Raw genomic sequence first — 21,596 nt, forward strand, 5'->3', positions numbered from 1 at the left:
TGAACTATGACAAAATCACAAATTCCTGCAATGGGCAGCGGTAAACATCACTATGTGGCAATTATGGCAGGAGGTATCGGCAGCCGTTTCTGGCCGATGAGCCGGACCAACTATCCCAAGCAATTCCTGGACATTCTGAATACCGGCAAAACGCTCATTCAAGCTACCTACGACCGCTTTGCTGCTTTCATTCCCAAAGAGAACATCTATGTTGTTACGTCCAATGAATACATCAACATTGTAAAGCACCAATTGCCGGAGTTACCCCTGCAGAACATCCTGGGCGAGCCTTCCCGGAAAAATACAGCTCCCTGTATTGCCTATATATCCTTCAAGCTTCAGCAGCTTGACCCGCAGGCTTCCCTCATTGTAGCGCCATCAGACCACCTCATCCTGGACCCGGTTGCTTTCAATAAAGTATGCCTGGAAGCATTGAGTTTTGTCAATAAACACAATGCCTTTATTACACTCGGCATCAAACCTACTTATCCCAATACAGGGTATGGCTATATCCAATACGAGCAGCATGCCGTAACGGATAATGTGTATAAAGTGAAAACTTTTACCGAAAAGCCCAATCTCGAACTGGCCAAGACTTTCCTGGCCAGCGGGGAATTCCTCTGGAATGCCGGCATCTTCGTATGGCAGGTCAAGAATATCATATCTGCCTTCGAAAAGTACCTGCCGGAAATGTATGATGTCTTTGCTGCAGAAAAAGATAAGTTTAATACCACCCAGGAAATAGCCGCACTTAATAATATATATCCGCTTTGTACCAATATTTCCATTGACTTTGGTATCATGGAAAAGGCAGACAATGTATACCTCATCCCTTCCTCATTCGGCTGGAGTGATCTCGGAACCTGGAATAGCGCCTATGAAAACCTGGAGAAAGATTATCTCGGCAATGCCGTAGCCGGCGACCAGGTAATGGTATTTGATGCCCATAATAATATGGTGCATGCCAAAGACGACAGGCTGGTACTGTTGCAGGGACTGGAAGGCTTCATTGTGGTGGATACCAAAGACGTGCTCCTCATCTGTAAGAAAGACAAAGAGCAGGAAATTAAAGAATACGTGGCCGAAGTAAAAAGGAACAAAGGCGATAAATTCCTGTAATAAGGGGGCACCACCTGATGTGCACATTTGGGGAGGCAAAGATCAATAAGTTTCTTTACCTTTTACCCTTCATTTGCACATTACCATTATGCTTGCAGCCTTAAATAACATTCTGTTTCTCGACATCGAAACCGTTTCTCAATACGCTACCTGGGAAGAAGTGCCGGAGGAGTGGAAAGAATTGTGGGGCCTCAAAGCAGCGTACCTTATACGCAATAAGGAAGAAGAAACCTTTGAAACCATCTACAACCGCGCAGCTATTTATGCTGAATTCGGCAAGATTGTTTGCATCAGTTGCGGTATCATACACGGTAACGGGGAATCAAAAAAACTGGTACTAAAATCTTTCACTGGCCATAATGAAAAGGAATTGTTGCAGCAGTTTACCGATATGTTGCGGCGATGGGCTACAGACAATCATAAATACCTCTGCGCCCATAATGGCAAAGAGTTCGACTTTCCCTATCTCTGCCGCCGCCTTATCATTAACGGATTAAGTATTCCGCCCCTGTTGCACATCAGCGGCAAAAAACCCTGGGAAATAGCCCATCTCGATACCATGGAATTATGGAAATTTGGTGATTATAAAAACTATACCTCGCTCAACCTGCTCGCTCATACCCTCGGTATTCCTACACCTAAAGACGATATGGATGGCAAAATGGTAGGGGAGGTATACTGGAAAGAAAATAACCTGGAGCGAATTGCTACCTATTGCCAGAAAGACGTAGTGACTGCAGCCCAGGTCTATCTCCGGTTCAATGGCGAAAGCCTTATAAAGCCGGAGCTGATTGAGATTAAATAATTCAAAAGCATTATACCATGTCTAATCGCATCAACATCTCTTCCGGGGCCAAATGGGAGGACATTGTCGGGTATAGCCGGGCTGTTAAGGTCGGCAATACCATTGAAGTAACAGGAACCGTAGCAGCAGATGAAAACGGCCAACTTGTTGGCAAAGGAGACGCTTACCAGCAAACCCACTTCATCATTGGCAAAATTGAGAAAGTATTACAACAGGCCGGCGCTTCCCTGAAAGATGTAGTGCGCACCCGGATGTTTGTAACCGACATCAGCCGCTGGGAGGAATATGGAAAAGCTCACGGGGAATACTTCAGCACCATAAAGCCCTGCACCTCCATGATAGAAGTAAAGGGACTGATAGAACCCGATTATCTTATTGAAATTGAAGCCACCGCTATTATCGGCGGATAGTTATATTGTTGTATGCATATCCAATCTAAGCTACCCGAGGTTGGCACTACCATCTTTACGGTTATGAGTGCCCTGGCTACGGAACACAAAGCGGTGAATCTTGGACAGGGATTTCCTGATTATCCCATGCCGGAGGCATTGATAGTGGCGGTAAACAAAGCCATGCAGGATGGTTTCAACCAATATGCGCCTATGCCCGGCTGGATGCCGCTACGCGAGTCCCTCGCAGTCAAAATAAACTTTCTGTACAATACGACAGTCAATCCTGATACCGAAATAACCATTACGCCCGGCGGCACCTATGCTATTTATACAGCACTGACCACCGTTTTACAGCCCGGCGATGAAGTGATCGTTTTTGAACCGGCTTATGATAGTTATATCCCCAACATCCAGGTGAACGGCGCCATACCGGTATTAATAGACCTGCAATTTCCGGACTACCGGATTGACTGGAATGAGGTGCGCAGCAAAATAACGCCCCGCACCCGCATGATCATGCTGAATACGCCGCACAATCCTACCGGGGCTGTATTGCGGGAAGATGATATACAACAACTACGTGCTGTGGTGAAGGATACCAATATCCTCATTCTTTCTGATGAGGTATATGAGCATCTCATTTTTGATCAGTTGCCGCACCAAAGCATGCTGCGTTACCCCGATCTGCTCAGCTGCAGTTTTGTATGCTTTTCTTTTGGGAAAGTGTACCATTGCACGGGTTGGAAACTGGGCTACTGTGTAGCGCCTGCAGCCTTTACCAAAGAGTTCAGGAAAGTGCACCAGTTCAACTGCTTCAGTTGCCATACACCTTCGCAGGTGGCGCTGGCCGGCTTCCTGAAAAACCGGGAATCGTACCTGCAGTTATCACCGGAAATGCAACAAAAGCGGGATTACTTCAGCCGGCTCATGGCAGATACCCGTTTTACGTCTTTACCCAGTTATGGCAGCTATTTCCAGTGCTATAAATATGACCGTATCAGTGAAGAGGGCGATAAAGACTTTGCTATCCGCATCACCAAAGAATATGGTATTGCCACCATACCGGTATCTGCTTTCTACCAGTCGGGGGAGGACAACAAGGTCATCCGTTTTTGTTTCGCTAAAAAAGAATCTACGCTGGAGCAGGCGGTAGAACGGTTACGGAAGATCTAAGCCGTTTGTTTCCTGAGTTCTTCTATTTCCGCATACCTGCGCCTGCGGCGTTTGAGGTATTTGTTATAAATGATCTCGCTCATCGGTTTGCCCGATACCTTACTCTCTACCCAGGAAATAACGTCCAGGTAAGCGAAGGCCCGGGTCTCATACCGGTCCTTTTCAAGGTGCCTGATCTTTTCCAGGAATTTTTCCAGTTCGGGCTTCAATTGACGGGGAGATACACCGAAAGAGTGGCGTAAAAATCGGAACATCTCTTCCTCTACCACCGTCAGGTTTTCCATTTTGGCCATAAAGCGGTATACTGATTTGGTCAGCGACTCCATCAGTTCATAGTTACCCAGCTCATAGTGTGCCATCAGATGCAGCAGCCGGGCATAACATTGCAGATCATTCCGCATTTCCGTATTGCCGTTGATGATTTTTTGTACGTAGTCAATGGACTTATCGTAATCGCCGCTGCCAAAATACAGGGTGGCTATCTTATAGGTGAACACCATGATGCGGTGCCCATCCACATACAAAGCATATTCTTCCAGGTCTTTCTCGATCTGGGGAACCTCGGTCAGCCCATCCCGGAAAGTACCCCGCATCAGGTTCCAGTTCAGCTTGGCGCTGTTGATGTAAATAGAAGTATGGGTCCTGAAATTATCGTGGATATTGGCCACTGGTGTTTTTGCATATTCCTCAAACTTGCGCAGGGTGATCTCGAACTTCTCAAAGTTGCGCAGGTCAAAATGTGCATTCAGGAGGTTGTGCATGCCTTTGATGTAGTGACCGGTTTCTACCGTGATCATAAACGGATCTGCATCAAACAGGTCAATCCATTTCTGGCTATAGCGGTAATACATTAAGAAATCCTGCCGTACGAAAGCATACCAGCAATAACTTTGATACAGGTATAGCTTTTCATAAAAGCCGGTGATCTCATCACTGGGAGGAAGGTTATTGATAAAGAACTCCCGGATACCTGCTTCATCTTTTTCATTGCGCACATGTCCATTCCTGATATACCAGCGGTACAGTTTCAGGGCCAGGTTCGAGAGGCGCGTTACGCGGTCAATATGTCCGCTGATCTCCAGTGATTCTTCTACCAGTTGATCAGTTTTCTCCTGTGAGCTGCGCGTGATGTGCAGTGTCTCGATCTTTTTCTCCAGTGATATTACCTGTGCCAGGAAATTGAACTTCTGGTTCGTGCGGGCAATTTCCTTCACACGCTCCAGGATCTTCAATGCCTGGATCTTTAATCCCTTGGTGTATAAAATGCGGGCATAATCCAGTTGCTCTGTTAATTGGAGATCTACATTCTCGGCGGTTTTCAATAGCCGCAGGCTTGCTAACAACTGTTTGTAAAGATGCGTCTTAAGATTATTAAGCTGCGGTTTCTGAATAGAAGGGAGTTTTTTCAATAACAGTTTCTCATCATATTCGTTCAACTTGTCCAATGCATCAAATAACTGTATGATTTTCAGGTCTTCATTACCTGAACTTCTTTTTATATAGAGTTTAAAATGCCGCTTCTCCGACTTCTCTAAAGAATGAACTAATTGGAATAAGGTATCTGTTAATCTGTTGGCCATCATTATGAAATTTTCCTGAAACACAGTGCCAGCAAGGGTTCTGCGCTGGCGTCACCCATTTTGGCGTAATCAAATCCCTCATAAGATGTTTTGAATTAAGTGAAACCTCATCTTATTTTTGTATGGACAAGAACAAGATGAGGCTTTTGAGTATCGCAGGCAAGTGAGTTAGAGGCCGAGGGTGAACAAGCAAAAATACATCACCCAAACAAAAAGAGATAGATTTTATTACCTTTTTTCATATGGCAAGCAATCGTTAGAGGTCAGCTGTTTCTACAGTGGACCTTTTTTCTTTTTAGGCGGTGCGAATATAGCTGATAAATAAATTCCATGTTAATTTTTATTTAAAATCAGCAAATATCCTTGTTCATACCGTATTTTCTGCAGTATACCCACCTGATAAATAACAGCTTACCTACCCCTAAACGATAAAATCACACCAAATTATTGCGTCATCACACCTTAAATTGTAGCCTGATTTCTAAATTCGGGTTATGATCACCATTGAACCGATGCAAACTGCACAGGCTCCTATACTGCTGGATATTTACCGCCAGGGTATTGCCTCTGGTATGGCCACCTTTGAAACTTCGGTACCGGAATGGCCGGTCTTCAATGCCAAGTACCTGCCTCACTCACGCATCATGGCCAAAGAAGGAGATGAAATTACAGGCTGGGCAGCGTTGTCACCTGTTTCCTCGCGTGAATGCTACCAGGGGGTGGCCGAAGTGAGCGTGTATGTGGCAGAAGCCCACCAGCGCAAAGGCATTGGCCGTTTGTTACTGATGGCGCTCATTGAGGAAAGCGAGAAAAACAACATCTGGTCACTGCTGAGTGTCATCCATGAAGAAAACCGGGCCAGTATACACCTGCATGAGCAGTGCGGCTTCCGGTACATTGGCTATCGGGAACGTATTGCCCAGTTGGATGGTGTTTGGAGAACCACTGTTATGATGGAAAGACGCAGCAACATGGTAGGGGTTTAAGTATTAATTTCGCGGCACAATCAGCAAAGCATGAGCCGTATAGATACCATTGTTTTTGATCTGGGAGGTGTATTGGTAGACTGGAATCCAGAATACGTATACAGGACCATTTTTGACAATGAAGAAGACATGCGCTGGTTTTTTAAGAACATTACCACCAGCGATTGGAATGAAGAGCAGGATGCCGGTCGCACATTGGCAGAAGGCACGGAGATACTGGTAAAACAATTCCCGCATCACGAAGACAATATCCGGGCTTATTATGGCCGCTGGGAAGAAATGCTGGGTGGACCTATCCAAGGAACGGTAGAGATCCTTCGTCACCTGAAACACAAAACCAATTACCGGTTATATGCCCTCACCAACTGGAGTGCAGAAACCTTTCCCATAGCTTTAAAAAAATACGAGTTCCTGCATTGGTTTGAAGGCATCGTGGTATCGGGCGATGAAAAGACCCGGAAACCTTTCCTGCCCATCTATCAAACCCTCATCAGCCGGTTTAACATTGACCCTGCCCGGGCGGTGTACACAGATGATAATGTACGCAACCTCCATCCTGCCAAAGAACTGGGCCTGCATACTGTACACTTCCAGTCACCTGAACAGTTCAAAAGAGACCTGCAGGTATTGGGAGTAACTGTCTGATTACAGCTCCCAGACCCACCATGCAGCCAAGATGCAGCGTATTTATATAAGTAGGTTGCTTCTACACTGGGTGTACGCTCTATATACGCTGGATCTCATCCTAACTCATTGATTTCCTATAAAAGGTTCTATCCCTATTCAGGGGCAATACCAGCTACTTCCTCCCACCGGTTGTTTAGGCAACTATTTTAAGAATCCCCTAACAATCTTTTGTCCCCTTTTATAGTCAGAAGAGGGAAGGAGATTTAATTTATGAAACACCTGATAACCTCTATGTCGCTCGCCGTGGTATTGTTATCAGCCTGCGGCACCCGGAAATTCCAGGCTTCTTTTACGGAAGACAAACCCCTGTATGCAGCCGTGAATGAACTGGTTAAGCGCCCTAACAACATTAAAGCGCAGAATGACCTGAAAGAGCTATATGCCTTATCTGTACAACGTCACGAACAGGCGGTAGCCGTGTACAGGACCAGTAGTGATGAAAGGCGGTGGGATAAAATGCTGTATGAGCTCAATGCCCTACAGGAAATGTACACCCACGCTCAGTCGGTACCTGCTTTGCTGAAACTGATACACCCCAATAACTATTTACAGCAGTTACAGGACATCCGTGAAGAAGCTGCTGCCTACTACTACGGGAAAGGGGCGGACCTGATGGTGGCCAACGATCGTGCGCAAAGCCTGCAGGCCAATGACGCTTTCCGAAAAGCCAATTACTATGTAAATGGTTACAAGGATACAAAGCAATTGATAGAACAATCTTATGAACAAAGTGTGGTGAACGTAGTCGTTAACCGCATAGATGATGATAACCTTTTCTTTAATACCTGGGGCAATACAGGTATCCGCTACCGCCCGGAAGATTACCAGGAATCACTGGTGCGTGAACTGGGTGGCCGTAATGCCAATATTGTACCGGCCCGTTTTTATACCGACCGTGATGCAAACCGTGAGAACATCAATCCCGACTGGATCGTGGATGTAAGATGGAGGAACGTAGATGCTAATGGTTCCGTACCCTATAAATATACCCGCACAGTATCGCGCGATATCCAGATTGGAAAAGATACTGCCGGTAAGCCTGTATACAAAACAGTGTACGCTACCCTGCACATCACGCGCCGCACCTTTACCGTGAATGGCGCCCTTGATTACCGGGTAAGTGATGTGGTAAATAACAAGAGCGTGGACCAGGGTTTAATATCCGATAACCTTAGCTGGGACGATAGCTATGCTACCTATACCGGCGACTCCCGTGCACTGGACAACAATGACTGGTTACTGGTACGCAACAGGAACAGCAACTTTGGTCCGTCGAAAGAAGAGGTATTGAACACACTGATGAAAAGAATGTATCCCGATTTACGCCGTCGCCTGGAACAGGCTACCAGTTAATAAATTTCATTTGGATGGATGGTTACTCAACCTGGGTTTAAATGGGTGGAAAAGAGAAAGGAGCTCCTTCGTTGGGCTCCTTTCATGTTAATTGTGGGTTGTGTTGAAAATAATCGTTAGAGATCAATATTATTGGCGCATGGCCGAGCTCATTACCGGTGCGGCGCCCCTGGTTTTTACCAGCAATGATTTTTCTCCTGTCTTTACCACTTCTCTGCTCAGCATCGTTTGCACAGTGGGCGATCTTCTTCTACTCACATAATAGCCGGCGAAAATATCGTTCTGCTTCTCTTCGAATGAAGCATTGTATAAGTTCAATTGACGCCACTTGCCGGGTGCGTCTTCTATATAAAAACTAATGTCATCAAAATAGAAGCTGCCATTACCATTGACAGAGGCGTAGAACCAAAGCTTTTTTGCTTCGGGGTTCACAGTACCAATTACCGTGTAAATAGTCCACTCCTGTTCATTTCTCGTTTCAACAGTAAATGGGCTGTTCAGGAAATCTTCATGACCTTTACCTACACCAATGCCATGGATACGTACTTTGGAAAGTGTATCTGCCGGATCGGCTTTAACCGCAATTTCATACCGGAAATTCTTGCCCTGCAGGGCAGCAGCCGGCACTTCTTTAACGAAATAGAATTCTTCTGTGTAATGGTACCAGGCGGCTGGTATTTGGCCGTAAGAAGTTAATACACACAGGATTGCAAAAAAGATAGAATATATCTTTTTCATAGGGACGGGATTTAGGGTGATGCTAATAACGGATAACCGGGCATCTTGTTGCCTTAAAACAGCGGCGCCTACTCATTATTGACATCGCTCAATCCGTTAAATTCATTGCTAATATGTAAGAAAGAATTACTAAACAGCCGTCAAACGCTGTTTGCTCGTAGCCTTAATGCCTTTGTGCCTTGTTGCCTTTATTTAAATAACTGAAAAACGATCAGGCTCATGATATAAGCCAGTCCGGTCATGTAGATCAATTGGACCGTTGGCCATTTCCAGCTCCGGGTTTCCCGTTTTACTACAGCCAGCGTGCTCATGCACTGCATCGCAAAAACATAAAAAACCATCAGGGAAAGTCCCGATGCCAGGGTATATACTTTACTGCCATCCGGTTTCACAGATGAGTGCATCCTTTCGTTGAGTGTAGCATTATCATCCTGTTCCACGCTATACAGGGTGGCCATGGTGCCTACAAATACTTCCCTGGCGGCAAAAGAAGTGATCAGGGCAATGCCAATCTTCCAGTCGAATCCCAGCGGAGCGATGGCCGGTTCAATGCTTTTGCCCAGGATGCCTGCGTATGAGTTTTCCAGCAGGGCCGTTCCTTGCTCTCTTTTCAGCTCCTTCAACTTATCTTCATCCTTTTCCTGACTGATCAACTGTTCATACTTAGTATGGACGGCTGTCATTCTTTCGCCAGGTCCGTACGTGCTCAATACCCATAAAATGAGGCTGATGACAATGATCACTTTACCGGCGTCCACCACAAAGATCCTGGCCTTGCTTACCATGGTAACCAGTACATTTTTCCAGCGGGGGCTTCGATAAACAGGTAGTTCAAGAATAAAATAACTTTTCTCTTTGACCTTAATGAACCATTTGGCAACATAGGCGGTAACCAGGGCCATGACCAGCCCCAACAGGTACAGGCACATCATCACCAGGCCCTGTAAGCTGATAAAGCCCCACAAAAGTTGCTTGGGGATCACCAGCCCAATGAGAAGGCCATACACTGGCAGGCGGGCGCTGCAGCTCATCAATGGCGTAACAAAAATGGTGAGTAACCGTTCCTTCTTGTTCTCAATATTGCGGGCGCTCATAATGGCGGGCACGGCACAGGCAAACCCACTGATCATGGGCATCACGCTTTTCCCGTTCAGTCCGGCTTTGCGCATCAGTTTGTCCGTCAAAAAGCTGATGCGGGCCATATAGCCGGTATCTTCCAGGATCGTGATCAGGCCAAAAAGGATCATGATCTGCGGGATGAACACGACAATGCCGCCAATCCCGGCGATCAATCCGTTGATCAGCAGATCGCTCCAGGAAGCCTTCGGCAATACTGCGGTAAGGTAATCGTTAAATGCATTGAACCCCGTTTCAATCCAGCTCATGGGATAATCGGCCAGCCAGAACACACTCTGGAATAACAGGAATAATACAGACAACAAAATCAAATAACCCCAGCGACGGTGCAGCAGTACATCATCCAGCTTTTCGGTAAACAATGTTTTCTGCAACGGGGAGGGCTCTGATACTGATTGCTTCAGGATGGTCCCAATGCGCTGGTAACGCTGCAGGATCTCTTCTGCCTGCGTTTTGGTATGATTGAACTTATTGGCTACTTCAATAGCTTCGATCTTTTCCTGCAATCCATTGTGCAGGGCGAAAGATTCATGGTTAATAAGGTAGTGGATCGCTTTATAATCGCTCAGATTGGCTACTGTTTCCTTTACTTCTTTTACTGCATTGGGCGCCAGTGCTTCATTATTGATGAAATCGCGCACCGGCATTTTGTAGAGGTGCAGGGCTGTTTGTTCAATGGCCTTTTTAAGCTGGGGAATGCCTTTATTCTTGCGGGGGTTGATGGGGATGATGGGCACGCCCAGTTCTCTCTCCAGTTCGGCCACATCAATCTTGATCCCCTTTTGCTTGGCCAGGTCCATCATAGTAAGGCCAATTACCACCGGTATTTTAAGGTCAATGATCTGGGAAGCGAATAACAGGTTGCGCTTCAGGTTGCTGGCGTCCGCTATCAGCACCACCATTTCCGGGTCTACCTCCTTGTCCTGTTGCATCAGCACCCGGTAAGCTACCCATTCGTCTTCCCGGCGGGGATACAGGCTATAGGTACCGGGCAGGTCAATAATGGTGGCAGTCATCGTAGCTGAAATAGCCGAGCTGCCTACCTTCTTATCTACCGTCACCCCCGGAAAGTTCCCTACTTTCTGGTTCAACCCGGTCAGGGCGTTGAACAGTGAGCTTTTGCCACTGTTGGGGTTGCCTACCAATGCAATATGAATCGTTTCCCTCATGATAAAAAATAGCCCGCCCACCTCAGGCGGGATATAAGGCGGCGAAATTACCGAAATGAATGGGGAGGGGCTTACGAATTGAGTAAAAAAGACACAGGTATGCCTTATTTGTGAGATTGTTAAGATCTTGTTTATCAGATCTTATTCTTTAGCGGCTTTCCCTGCTCAAAATCGCTGATACTCTGCATCGTCGTTTGGGCAATCTGGGTCAGGGCCTCATCGGTAAAGAAACCCTGGTGGGCAGTGACCAGCACATTGGGAAAGCTCATCAGCCGCATGATCATATCGTCATGAATGATCTCTTCCGACAGATTATGGAAAAACAGCTTTTCCTCCTGTTCGTATACGTCAATGCCCAGGTAACCCAGCCGGCCGCTTTTCAGGGCATCAATGGCTGCCCGGGTATCCATCAATCCGCCCCGGCTGGTATTGATCAGCATGACGCCCTGCTTCATCATGCCAAGAGTCTGGGCATTGATAATATGTTTGGTTTGCTCATTGAGCGGGCAATGCAGGGAAATTATGTCGCATTCGGGCAGTAGTTTGATCAGCGGCAGGTATTCCACACCTCTGGCTTCCATATCCCTGTTGGCAATTACATCAAATGCCAGCACCCGGCAGCCAAAACCCTGCATAATGCCGGCAAATACCTGCCCGATCTGGCCGGTACCAATTACGCCCACCGTTTTTCCATGCAGGTCAAAACCCGTTAACCGCTCCAGGGAGAAATTACCTTCCCGCACCCGGTTATAGGCTTTATGGGTTTTGCGGTTAAGGGCCAGGATCAGGGCCACGGCGTGTTCGGCTACTGCGTAAGGAGAGTAGGCAGGCACCCGCACTACGGGAATGTGATGCGCCCTGGCGGCTGCCAGGTCAACATTATTGTACCCGGCACACCGCATGGCGATCAGTTGCACGCCCTGCGCCGCCAGTTGGTCAATCACTGTGGCCGACAAAATATCATTCACAAAGGCGCAGACAGTCCCGAAGCCGGCGGCCAGGTTCACCGTCTGTTCATTCAGCGGTGCTTCAAAAAATACCAGCTCATGTCCTGTATTATAGTGGTTGAAATAGTGACGATCGTAAGATTGGGTGGAGAAGAAGGCTATTTTCATATAAGAACCGGCATTTTATAGCAGCAGTGGTTATCTTTGCCGTCCTAAAATTAGGTTATGTTCAACAAACGGGTAAAGATCAAGGAACTGCTGGTTGCTGAGACAACAGGCCACGAGGTAACAGTAATGGGTTGGGTGCGCACTTTCCGCAACAACCAATTTATAGCGCTGAATGACGGTTCCACCAATAATAACCTGCAGATCGTTGTTGAACTGGGTATGCTGGACGAAGCTACGCTCAAGCGTATTACTACCAGCGCCTCCCTGAAGGTAACGGGCCAGGTAGTTCCCTCTCAGGGTAAAGGGCAAAAAGTAGAAGTAAAAGCTACGTCCATTGAAATATTGGGCGACAGTGACGCGGAGAAATACCCGTTGCAACCCAAAAAGCACAGCCTGGAGTTCTTGCGGGAAATCGCCCACCTGCGTTTCCGTACCAATACCTTTGGCGCTGTATTCCGGGTGCGCCACTCGCTGGCTTTTGCTGTTCACCAATTCTTCCATGAAAAAGGATTTGTGTACATGCATACGCCCATCATCACGGCCAGTGATGCCGAAGGCGCCGGTGAGATGTTTCGGGTAACCACCCTGCCGGCTGATAATCCGCCAAAGGATGAGGACGGTTCCATCAACTTCAAGGAAGACTTCTTTGGCCGTGCCACCAACCTGACCGTGAGCGGACAACTGGAAGGCGAGCTGGCAGCAATGGCCTTTAGTGAGATCTATACGTTCGGCCCTACTTTCCGCGCCGAAAATTCCAATACGGCCCGTCACTTGGCTGAGTTTTGGATGATAGAACCGGAGATGGCTTTCTATGACCTGGAAGATAACATGAACCTGGCCGAGGAATTTATCAAATACCTCATCCGCTTTGCGATGGAGAACAACCGGGAAGACCTGGAGTTCCTGGCACAGCGGCTGGCCGAAGAAGAAAAGCAACTGCCGCAGGACAAGCGCAGTGAAATGGGGCTCATAGAAAAGCTGGAGTTTGTACTCAACAACAATTTTGAACGCATCACTTATACAGAAGCCATTGATATCTTACTCAATTCACCGGCCTACAAAAAGAAGAAATTCCAGTATGAAGTGAAATGGGGTGTGGATATGCAAAGTGAGCATGAACGCTACCTGGTGGAAAAACATTTCAAGAAACCGGTTATCGTTACCGGTTATCCCAAGGCCATCAAATCATTCTACATGCGCGAGAATGAGGATGGCAAAACGGTAGCAGCGATGGATATCCTGGCTCCGGGCATTGGTGAAATTGTAGGTGGTTCACAACGGGAAGAGCGCCTGGATAAGCTCACCGAAAGGATGAAAGAAATGAACATCCCTGCCGAAGAAATGTGGTGGTTCCTCGATACCCGCCGTTTTGGTACCGTGCCACACGCCGGCTTTGGATTAGGCTTTGAGCGGATGGTGTTATTCGTTACCGGCATGACCAATATCCGCGATGTGATTGCCTTCCCGCGTACCCCAAAGAATGCGGAGTTTTAACAGGGCCATAGATTGCACAGATAACACAAATGAATATAGGAAAGAGCTGCCGCCAGGCGGCTTTTTTTATTATGGAAAGTTTTTGCTGCTGCGTCTCACTGTAAACAAACACTTATGGCTGAAATAAATACCGCCACCACCGGTGATAAACCCGGTGTGCGGCGCAGTAAAAAACTGTCTACCCGCGTGGACCTCACGCCCATGGTAGACCTTGGATTCCTGCTCATCACCTTTTTTATTTTCACTTTTACCATATCAAAGCCGGCAGCCATGAAATTGAATATGCCCGATGACACCAAGCCAGTGATAAAAGACATGAACGTTGGCGAAAGCTCGGCACTGACGGTGCTGCCACTGGCCAATGATAAGGTATTTTATTACCACGGAACACTGGCGGTAGCCATGAAAAATGGCACCTATGGCATCGTTAATTATTCTTTTAAAGACGGCTTGGGCCAGGTGATCCGCGACAAACAGGTGGCCATGGACAGATCGGGCAAAGTACCCCGGAAAGATCTTACCCTCATGATCAAGCCAACCGGAGAAGCTACTTATCAGAATGTCGTTGACGTTCTTGACGAAGTGAAGATCAATGATGTGAAGATCTACGCATTGATGAATATTACCGAAGAAGAAAAAGCCATACTCCGGGAAAGGAAGGCAGGATTATAATGGAAATGGGTAGGGCCTGTTTCAGCAGCAACCGCTGCCATCAGGGCGGTTGATCTATACTGCCGGTTAAGGAATCATAAATAGTTGTGCACAATAGCCAAATGAATTTCGTAAATTGTAATTTACATCCCCGTTAAAAAAGCGGGCTGCATTTAACAATAAAACGTTTGTTATGGCTATACCTGTCGTTAACCTCGCCGACTTTACTTCCGGCGATCCGCAACTGAAACAAGCTTTCGTGAACCAGTTAGGAAAAGCTTATGAAGAAGTAGGCTTTGTAGCTGTAAAGAATCACGGTATACCCGATGACCTCATTGCCGATCTGTATAAATATGTACAGCAGTTCTTTGCCCTGCCGTCCGATACCAAAAGGCAATATGAAGTACCCGGACTGGCAGGTCAGCGCGGGTATACTTCCTTTGGCAAGGAACATGCAAAGGGGAGTGATGCACCCGATCTGAAGGAATTCTTCCAGTATGGACAGATCGTGGAAGACAATGATCCTGTAAAAAGTGAGTACCCCGACAATGTGAAAGTTAAAGATGTGGCCGCTTTCAATGTTACCTTTGAGAAAGCCTACCGCGCTTTTGAAAAATCGGGCAAAGCACTCCTGCAGGCCATTGCCTTATACCTGGGAATGGATGAACATTATTTTGATAAGCATATCCATAATGGCAACTCTATTTTACGTGCCATACATTATCCGCCCATTACCCAGGAGCCTAAGTCGGCCATCCGGGCAGAACAGCATGAGGATATCAACCTCATTACCCTGCTGGTAGGCGCTTCTGCGGATGGATTGCAAATTCTCACCAAGCAAAATGAATGGGTAGGTGTTACCTCTCTGCCGGAGCAGATCGTAGTGAATGTGGGGGATATGCTGCAAAGGCTCACCAACAACAAACTCAAGAGCACCACACACCGGGTAGTAAATCCACCCCGGGAAATGTGGCATACTTCCCGCTTCTCCATCCCTTTCTTCCTGCATCCCAAAGGGGAAATGAGCCTTGCCAGCCTGGAAAGCTGTATAGATGCCAGTCACCCCAAAGCCTATCCCGATGCCACCGCCGGCGAATACCTCGATGAGCGCCTGCGGGAGATTGGGTTGAAGAAATAACACCCTCACCCTCACATAAACATGTATTTTTATGCGTATGGCTTGTGTAAACTGATGTTTAACATTACCTTGCATCAGTAAGGACCGATTTAACGCCCGGTTAACGCATTGCTGATTAGTTTTGTAGTGTTAATTGGTTACCTCTAAAAGCTATAACTATGAAAAGTATTTTACTTACAGCTTCACTTGTTGTGGTATCCGCTCTTACCAGCACAGCACAAGACAATTCCTTGGCGCAGCAAAATCCCAGTTATATGGTGAGCCAGGCCCGTTATATGAAAATGGCCGACTCTATCAATAGCTGGCATGGCACCACAATACAGGACACTTACAAAGCGATAGATTACCTGGAAGATAAAAGGGAACAAAGGGCCAACCGCAGGGCATGGCGCCACGAACTCCGCATGGAACGGGCACGCAACAGCGGCTGGTACAACAATGGATATTATAACGACTACTATCCCTCTTATGGCAATGGCTATTATTACAACCGCCCCTGGGGATATCGTAATAACCGTAATAACTGGGACAACTACCTCTGGAATACGCTGCCCCTGGCTGCTACCATAGGCTTATGGTGGTGCCGTTAATAGTTTACATCTCTCATATTATCATTAACCCATTTTACAAATAACTCGCTTTATATGAAAAGAATTTTATGGATTGTTACAGCCGTCGTAGCTGTAAGCGCTATAACTGTATCCTGCTCTCGAAAAGTGACCCGTATCGATCCGGGCGAACAAATTGACCTCAGCGGACGCTGGAATAATACGGACTCCCGCCTAACGGCTGAAAAAATGATTGATGACATCCTGAAAGAAAAGTGGGTAGGCGACTACCAGGAAGGACATAATGGCCAGCGGCCTGTGGTGATCGTAGGTTTTGTCACCAACAAAAGCCATGAGCATATTGATGCGGAAACTTTTGTGAAAGATGTAGAACAGTCCTTTATAAAAACAGGCCGGGTAAGACTGGTACAGGGTGGCAAGAAACGCGAAGAGCTCCGCGCTGAAAAAGCCGATCAGCAAACCAATGCTACTACTGCCAGCATGAAGAAATTCGGCATGGAGCAAGGCGCTGACTTTATTCTGCAAGGCTCCATCAACTCAATTGTGGATTCCCAGAAACGTAAGAAAGTAGTATACTACCAGGTAAACCTGGAGCTGACAAATATCCAAAGCAATGAAGTAGTGTGGATTGGCGACAAGAAGATTGCCAAATACGTGACCAACTGATCATTGTCAGAACTCAAACAGGTGAACTGCAGATCCTACCGGCATGGCATTATCATGTAAACATATGGTAAGAGCATCGGCTGTTCTGTCGCTGATGCTCTTTTTATTTTCATGCGCTACTTACAATACCCGCATTGGCAGTTACTATTCCCAAATGGTGAAAGGTAATTACAGCCAGGCCGATGCGGCTTTGGAGAGCAATAAGCTGCTCAAAGCGAGACGCAACCAGTTACTCTACCTCCTGGAAAAAGGCAAAATGACCCACCTGCTGAAGCAATACGACAGCAGTAACAACTATTTCAACCAGGCCGATCTTTTCATGGAAGATGTACGTACCTCCGCCGCCGATGTGGCCCTGGGTACTTTGCTGAATCCTATGATGCAGACTTATAAAGGCGAGGACTTTGAAAAGTTCATGGTGCATTATTACAAAGCTCTCAACTACCTCTACCTCGGAAAGCCGGATGAAGCCATGGTAGAGGCGCGCCGCATCTCCCTTCAGAGTTATGAGCAGCAGGATAAGAGCAAACGCGAAAACCGCTATTCCGATGATGTTTTTTCCCTCATGTTGCAAGGCATTATTTATGAGCGGGGCCATGACATCAACAATGCTTTCATCTCTTACCGCAATGCAGTAGATATTTTTCTGAAGAACAATAACCAGTATTATGGCGTTGCCATCCCCGATCAGCTTAAAAGAGACCTGCTGCGTACGGCCGAACTCAATGGTTTTACTGATGAGGTACAGCGCTATGAAAATTTGCTCAATACCAGGTTCCGGTCTTCAGCGCCGTCAGAAGGCGGAGAGTTGGTGCTTTTCTGGGAAAATGGACTGGCGCCGGTAAAGCAGCAACAGGATTTCTTTTTTGCCCTTACCAAAGATGGGCTAGGCAACTTTGTATTTAGTGATCCTTCCGGCGCGTTTAATATCCCGTTTGATTTTGCCAGTACCCATGCCAACAGGGACGACCTGAAACTGGATGACCTGCGTTCCCTGCGGGTAGCCTTCCCCCGGTACCAGGAACAGCCGGTCTTTTACAGGAGCGCTGCAGTGGCCCTCAACAATACCGACTACCAGTTTGAGCCTGCCGAAAACATCAATACCATTGCTTTTGCTACCCTGAAAGAGCGCTTTTTGAAAGAAATGTCAACCGCCCTGAGCCGGCTGGCCGTTAAAAAGCTGGCAGAAGCCGCCGCCAGGCCCAAAAAAGACGATAAAAATAAAGACACCAAAGAGGCCATAGCCCTCGCCATACAAGTTTTCAACTTCGCCTCCGAAAAGGCCGATACCCGCAACTGGCAGAGTCTGCCCCATACTATCTCCTACATGCGCGTGCCCCTCAACCGGGGCGTTAATGTGCTGCAACTGACCTTCTCCGGACAAACCGCCAAAACCATCAATATAGTGGCGGAAGGAAATGGAACACTACAGTTGCAGAACGTTTGCACCTTACGGTAAAAATGAAGAATCAGCAGGCGTCATATTGAAATAAATCAATATGTCAATAGCTACAGAGAACTTACAGAGAATTTACAGGGAACCTACAGAGAACATAAGGAGAATGCCATCTTGGGACCACCTGGGGATCAGCCGGGGATCACCTATGGGTTACCCGACCCTCAGGTATGGGTGCCAGCACCATTTTCTTCCCACTCATCCTTCTTTTGGAGCCATTCATCCAATCACTCAAAATTTATTTATCCAGGTACCGGCACCTAAAATGCTTATCCAGACTGCATTTCAGACAAAACTTATTAGTAGCCTATAAAAATTACTGTGATAAAATAAGTACTGTGTGTTGCATAGTACTAATATTTGCCCTACATTTGTATTGTCAATGTAACATAACACTGGTAGCGAGAGGTTCAAACGAGTATAGCCAAACCCTGTATAGCCAGCTTGAAAAGCAATCAGAACAAAAAGGGACCGTATAGCCATGAAGCCTCCGCTACCAGTTTTTAAAACAGCAGAATAGTATGAATATTGAGAACACACAGAGCCAGATGCGGAAGGGAATTTTGGAGTTCTGTATTCTTTCCATCATCCGCCGGGGGGAAGCTTACCCCAGTGACATTGTGGATGAAATGCGGGGCTGTAACCTGCAGATACTGGAAGGAACCCTTTACCCCCTATTGACCCGGCTTAAAAATTCGGACATGCTCACTTACCGATGGGTAGAAAGCAACTCCGGGCCACCCCGCAAATACTTTTCCCTTACTCCCAAAGGCGAAGAGTTTTACAAAGAACTGGAAGCCACCTGGAATGAACTGGCCAACGCTGTCAACAAGCTTACCAGTAAAAAAGAATCGCTGGTATCAACAGCCGGCAATGTTTCCTTTGGTTCCGAATCTACCAACATACCAACTAACACTTCAACCGACAAACTCGAAGAACAATGAAAAAGGTAATCAACATAAATTTTCAGGGCAGGGTGATCCCCATTGAGGAGACCGCTTTTGACCTCCTGAAGCAGTATATTGATAGTTTGCGAAGGTACTTTGCCAATGAGGACGGACGTGATGAGATCATCAATGATATCGAGAGCCGCATTGCCGAGTTGTTTTCCGAACGCATCAAAAAAGGCGCTACCTGTATCACCGACGAAGACGTGAATGCAGTGATTGCCAGCATGGGCCGCCCGGAAGATTTTGAAGCAGAGGCAGCCGGCAGCACGGAGCCCAATAGCGGCGGCAACAGCGGTAAACAACAGCAGTCTTCCCAGCAGCAACATACTTCCGGCAGCTATACCGGTAGCAGCCGCCCCGGCCGCGGTCGCCTGTACAGGAATGCGGATGATAAAATAGTAGGTGGTGTAGCCAGCGGTCTGGCCAACTACTTCGGCATAGACCCGGTGGTGATGCGTATCCTCTTTGTATTGTTCATCGTGCCTTTGTTCTGGGTATACATCCTCTTATGGATCATCATCCCCTCTCAGTCAATAGAAACCAACATTACCAAGCGCCTGTATCGCAGCGCTGATGATAAAGTCATCTCCGGGGTATGTGGCGGCCTGGCAGTTTACCTCAATATAGCTCCCTGGGTTCCCCGCCTCATCTTTGCCCTGCCCTTTATCATCGGGCTCATTTCCGGGCCTTTTGATATGTGGTGGAGCAATGACTGGGATTTCTGGTGGGGCCCTAAGGTCTTCACTGGATCATTGGGCAGCGCCTTATTCTTTGGTTATATCATCTTATGGATCACCGTTCCGGTAGCCGTTACTTCGGCCGAGAAGCTGGAAATGCGGGGAGAGAAAGTAGACCTCAACTCTATCCGGGATACTGTGAAAGAAGACCTGGAGGGGTTTAAAGCCAAGGCCGAAAAATGGGGCAAAGAAGTAAAAGAGTCTGCCCAGCAGTGGGGTGAAAAGGCCAAAGAATTTGGCCAGACAGCCGGTACCCGTGCCAAAACATTCTCGGCAGAGGCTGGTCCTGCAGCCCGCAGTGCAGGCAGTGGTATCGGTCATGTGATAGGTGTGCTGTTTAAAGCCTTCTTCCTCATCATAGCAGCTATCATTGTCATCAGCTTGTTCGGTCTTATCATAGGCATCATATTCGGTGGATTTACCATGTTCCCTGTAAAAGACTTTATACTGGACGGCTTTTGGCAAAATCTGCTGGCCTGGGGTACCCTGATACTCTTCCTGGGCGTACCGCTGATAGCCCTTATTACCTGGCTGATCCGCAGGATCATGGGTGTACGTTCCCGCAATCACTACCTCGGTTATGTGTTTGGTACCTTGTGGGTGATCGGACTTGTTTGTGCGCTCATCCTGGGCGGCGTGGTGGCCCGCAACTTTAAAACAGTAGCGCCGGTAGAAGACGCCGTCAACATTACGCAACCTGCCAATGGTAAAATGCATATTGATGTAACTAGTAATTATACCCGCTTCTATGGTGGCGACTGGTTCGGTATTCCCTGGGAAGAATGGCCTTTTTATGCCATCAACCAGGATACCATTATGCTCAACACCGTAAGGGTGAACATTGCAAAAAGTAAAGATGATAACTTCCACGTTTCCCGTGTACGGTTCAGCCGCGGTAATAATCCGGAAATAGCTAAGAGCCTCGCAGAGCGGATCAGTTTTAACGTTGAGCAGCAAGACAGTGTGCTCTTATTGCCCAAAGGATTTGCCATCAGCCGCCATGAGAAATTCAGGAACCAGCAGGTGCTGGTCATTGTGGAAGTGCCGGTAGGAAAACGTATCCAGATCGACCGGAATGTGGACGATTATGAATGGTTCAGCATCAACTATGGCCGCCGCCGTGGCTGGGATTATGATGATCATTGGGAAAATTCCTATGGCTGGCAAAGCGACAAGGAATACATTATGACGCCCGACAATGGTCTGCAACGGGTAGATAAGTATGATCAACTGGAGCTGAAGAGCGGTAAGTTCAAACTGAAAGTAAAAGAAGGGGATCACGAAATACACCTGGAAGGCGAACTCAAAACAAAGGAAAAGGATACTACCAATGAATACCGTTACCGCCGGGATAGGAAAAAAACGGTGGATAGTACCAGGGACAGCATTCAAAAAGTATCGGTTTTCAATACAGAAGGGCAAGACGAATCAAGAGGAGGCTCTTCCAGAAAGCTGGTGGCTGAACTCAATGGTCCGGTAGCTACCTTAACGAAACTCATTTAATAGTTTGGTCTGGGATCTCCATCCGGAGACCTGGTTGAAGTTGGAACAACGGGGCCGGTCACACTACGGCCCCTTTTTTATTGGCTGATGGAGAATGGCGGGTAGCATAGTGTAAGAAATACTCATTCTCCCTGTCCTGGACCGTGGTAACACAATAGTAAACCTTTTTACATGCCTG

19 protein-coding genes are annotated in these 21,596 nt (G+C 47.2%); 15 read left to right on the forward strand and 4 right to left on the reverse strand.

The window, feature by feature from the left end:
• The first annotated feature begins 6 nt into the window (after window positions 1–6).
• From HB364_RS05675 to HB364_RS05690, 4 genes are all read left to right on the forward strand, one after another.
• On the forward strand, window positions 7–1,119 hold the full coding sequence (locus tag HB364_RS05675) for a mannose-1-phosphate guanylyltransferase (RefSeq protein ID WP_246228333.1): 1,113 nt from the start codon (window positions 7–9) through the stop codon (window positions 1,117–1,119).
• An 88-nt stretch (window positions 1,120–1,207) separates the two neighbouring features.
• Window positions 1,208–1,924, forward strand: coding sequence for a 3'-5' exonuclease (locus tag HB364_RS05680; RefSeq protein WP_167286899.1), 717 nt, complete (start codon window positions 1,208–1,210; stop codon window positions 1,922–1,924).
• Between the two features lie 17 nt (window positions 1,925–1,941).
• Entirely contained in the window at window positions 1,942–2,334 is a 393-nt protein-coding gene (locus HB364_RS05685) for a RidA family protein (RefSeq protein WP_167286900.1), read from the forward strand.
• A gap of 12 nt (window positions 2,335–2,346) precedes the next feature.
• Window positions 2,347–3,489, forward strand: a complete 1,143-nt coding sequence (locus HB364_RS05690; RefSeq protein WP_167286901.1) for a methionine aminotransferase — start codon at window positions 2,347–2,349, stop codon at window positions 3,487–3,489.
• Here HB364_RS05690 and HB364_RS05695 read toward each other — a convergent pair.
• The gene (locus tag HB364_RS05695; RefSeq protein WP_167286902.1) at window positions 3,486–5,069 is read right to left on the reverse strand and encodes a hypothetical protein; all 1,584 of its coding nucleotides are present in this window, start codon (window positions 5,067–5,069) and stop codon (window positions 3,486–3,488) included. The two genes, HB364_RS05690 and HB364_RS05695, sit on opposite strands and share 4 nt — an antisense overlap.
• 494 nt (window positions 5,070–5,563) lie before the next feature.
• Here HB364_RS05695 and HB364_RS05700 point away from each other — a divergent pair, with 494 nt between their 5' ends.
• From HB364_RS05700 to HB364_RS05710, 3 genes are all read left to right on the forward strand, one after another.
• The gene (locus HB364_RS05700; RefSeq protein ID WP_167286903.1) at window positions 5,564–6,055 is read left to right on the forward strand and encodes a GNAT family N-acetyltransferase; all 492 of its coding nucleotides are present in this window, start codon (window positions 5,564–5,566) and stop codon (window positions 6,053–6,055) included.
• 30 nt (window positions 6,056–6,085) lie between these two features.
• Entirely contained in the window at window positions 6,086–6,700 is a 615-nt protein-coding gene (locus HB364_RS05705; RefSeq protein ID WP_167286904.1) for an HAD family hydrolase, read from the forward strand.
• Between the two features lie 252 nt (window positions 6,701–6,952).
• Window positions 6,953–8,095 carry a hypothetical protein gene (locus tag HB364_RS05710; protein ID WP_167286905.1) on the forward strand — a complete coding sequence of 381 codons (1,143 nt, stop codon included), beginning with the start codon at window positions 6,953–6,955 and terminating at the stop codon, window positions 8,093–8,095.
• Window positions 8,096–8,224: 129 nt separating this feature from the next.
• On the opposite strand, the gene HB364_RS05715 is transcribed toward HB364_RS05710, so the two are convergent.
• The 3 genes from HB364_RS05715 to HB364_RS05725 form a co-directional block, all read right to left on the reverse strand.
• A complete protein-coding gene (locus HB364_RS05715) occupies window positions 8,225–8,833 on the reverse strand; it encodes a hypothetical protein (RefSeq protein WP_167286906.1) in 609 nt (202 codons plus the stop codon).
• A 188-nt stretch (window positions 8,834–9,021) separates the two neighbouring features.
• Complete coding sequence (gene feoB, locus HB364_RS05720; RefSeq protein WP_167286907.1) at window positions 9,022–11,139, reverse strand: ferrous iron transport protein B; 2,118 nt, start codon at window positions 11,137–11,139, stop codon at window positions 9,022–9,024.
• 134 nt (window positions 11,140–11,273) lie between these two features.
• Window positions 11,274–12,254 (reverse strand): 2-hydroxyacid dehydrogenase, encoded by a 981-nt coding sequence (locus HB364_RS05725; protein ID WP_167286908.1) that lies wholly within the window; start codon window positions 12,252–12,254, stop codon window positions 11,274–11,276.
• Window positions 12,255–12,311: 57 nt separating this feature from the next.
• Between HB364_RS05725 and asnS the strand changes: the two genes are divergently transcribed.
• From asnS to HB364_RS05765, 8 genes are all read left to right on the forward strand, one after another.
• Window positions 12,312–13,748 carry an asparagine--tRNA ligase gene (asnS, locus tag HB364_RS05730; protein WP_167286909.1) on the forward strand — a complete coding sequence of 479 codons (1,437 nt, stop codon included), beginning with the start codon at window positions 12,312–12,314 and terminating at the stop codon, window positions 13,746–13,748.
• A gap of 114 nt (window positions 13,749–13,862) precedes the next feature.
• Entirely contained in the window at window positions 13,863–14,420 is a 558-nt protein-coding gene (locus tag HB364_RS05735) for a biopolymer transporter ExbD (RefSeq protein ID WP_167286910.1), read from the forward strand.
• Between the two features lie 172 nt (window positions 14,421–14,592).
• The gene (locus HB364_RS05740; RefSeq protein ID WP_167286911.1) at window positions 14,593–15,537 is read left to right on the forward strand and encodes an isopenicillin N synthase family dioxygenase; all 945 of its coding nucleotides are present in this window, start codon (window positions 14,593–14,595) and stop codon (window positions 15,535–15,537) included.
• 158 nt (window positions 15,538–15,695) lie between these two features.
• Complete coding sequence (locus tag HB364_RS05745; protein ID WP_167286912.1) at window positions 15,696–16,127, forward strand: hypothetical protein; 432 nt, start codon at window positions 15,696–15,698, stop codon at window positions 16,125–16,127.
• 54 nt (window positions 16,128–16,181) lie between these two features.
• Complete coding sequence (locus tag HB364_RS05750; RefSeq protein ID WP_167286913.1) at window positions 16,182–16,772, forward strand: penicillin-binding protein activator LpoB; 591 nt, start codon at window positions 16,182–16,184, stop codon at window positions 16,770–16,772.
• Between the two features lie 64 nt (window positions 16,773–16,836).
• Window positions 16,837–18,231 (forward strand): COG3014 family protein, encoded by a 1,395-nt coding sequence (locus HB364_RS05755; protein WP_246228334.1) that lies wholly within the window; start codon window positions 16,837–16,839, stop codon window positions 18,229–18,231.
• Between the two features lie 518 nt (window positions 18,232–18,749).
• Entirely contained in the window at window positions 18,750–19,172 is a 423-nt protein-coding gene (locus tag HB364_RS05760) for a PadR family transcriptional regulator (RefSeq protein WP_167286914.1), read from the forward strand.
• Window positions 19,169–21,418 (forward strand): PspC domain-containing protein, encoded by a 2,250-nt coding sequence (locus tag HB364_RS05765; RefSeq protein ID WP_167286915.1) that lies wholly within the window; start codon window positions 19,169–19,171, stop codon window positions 21,416–21,418. Before HB364_RS05760 ends, HB364_RS05765 begins: the two co-directional genes overlap by 4 nt.
• The last annotated feature ends 178 nt before the right edge of the window (window positions 21,419–21,596 follow it).

Origin of the sequence: Paraflavitalea devenefica, from assembly GCF_011759375.1 — a bacterium.
Lineage (GTDB): Bacteria > Bacteroidota > Bacteroidia > Chitinophagales > Chitinophagaceae > Paraflavitalea > Paraflavitalea devenefica.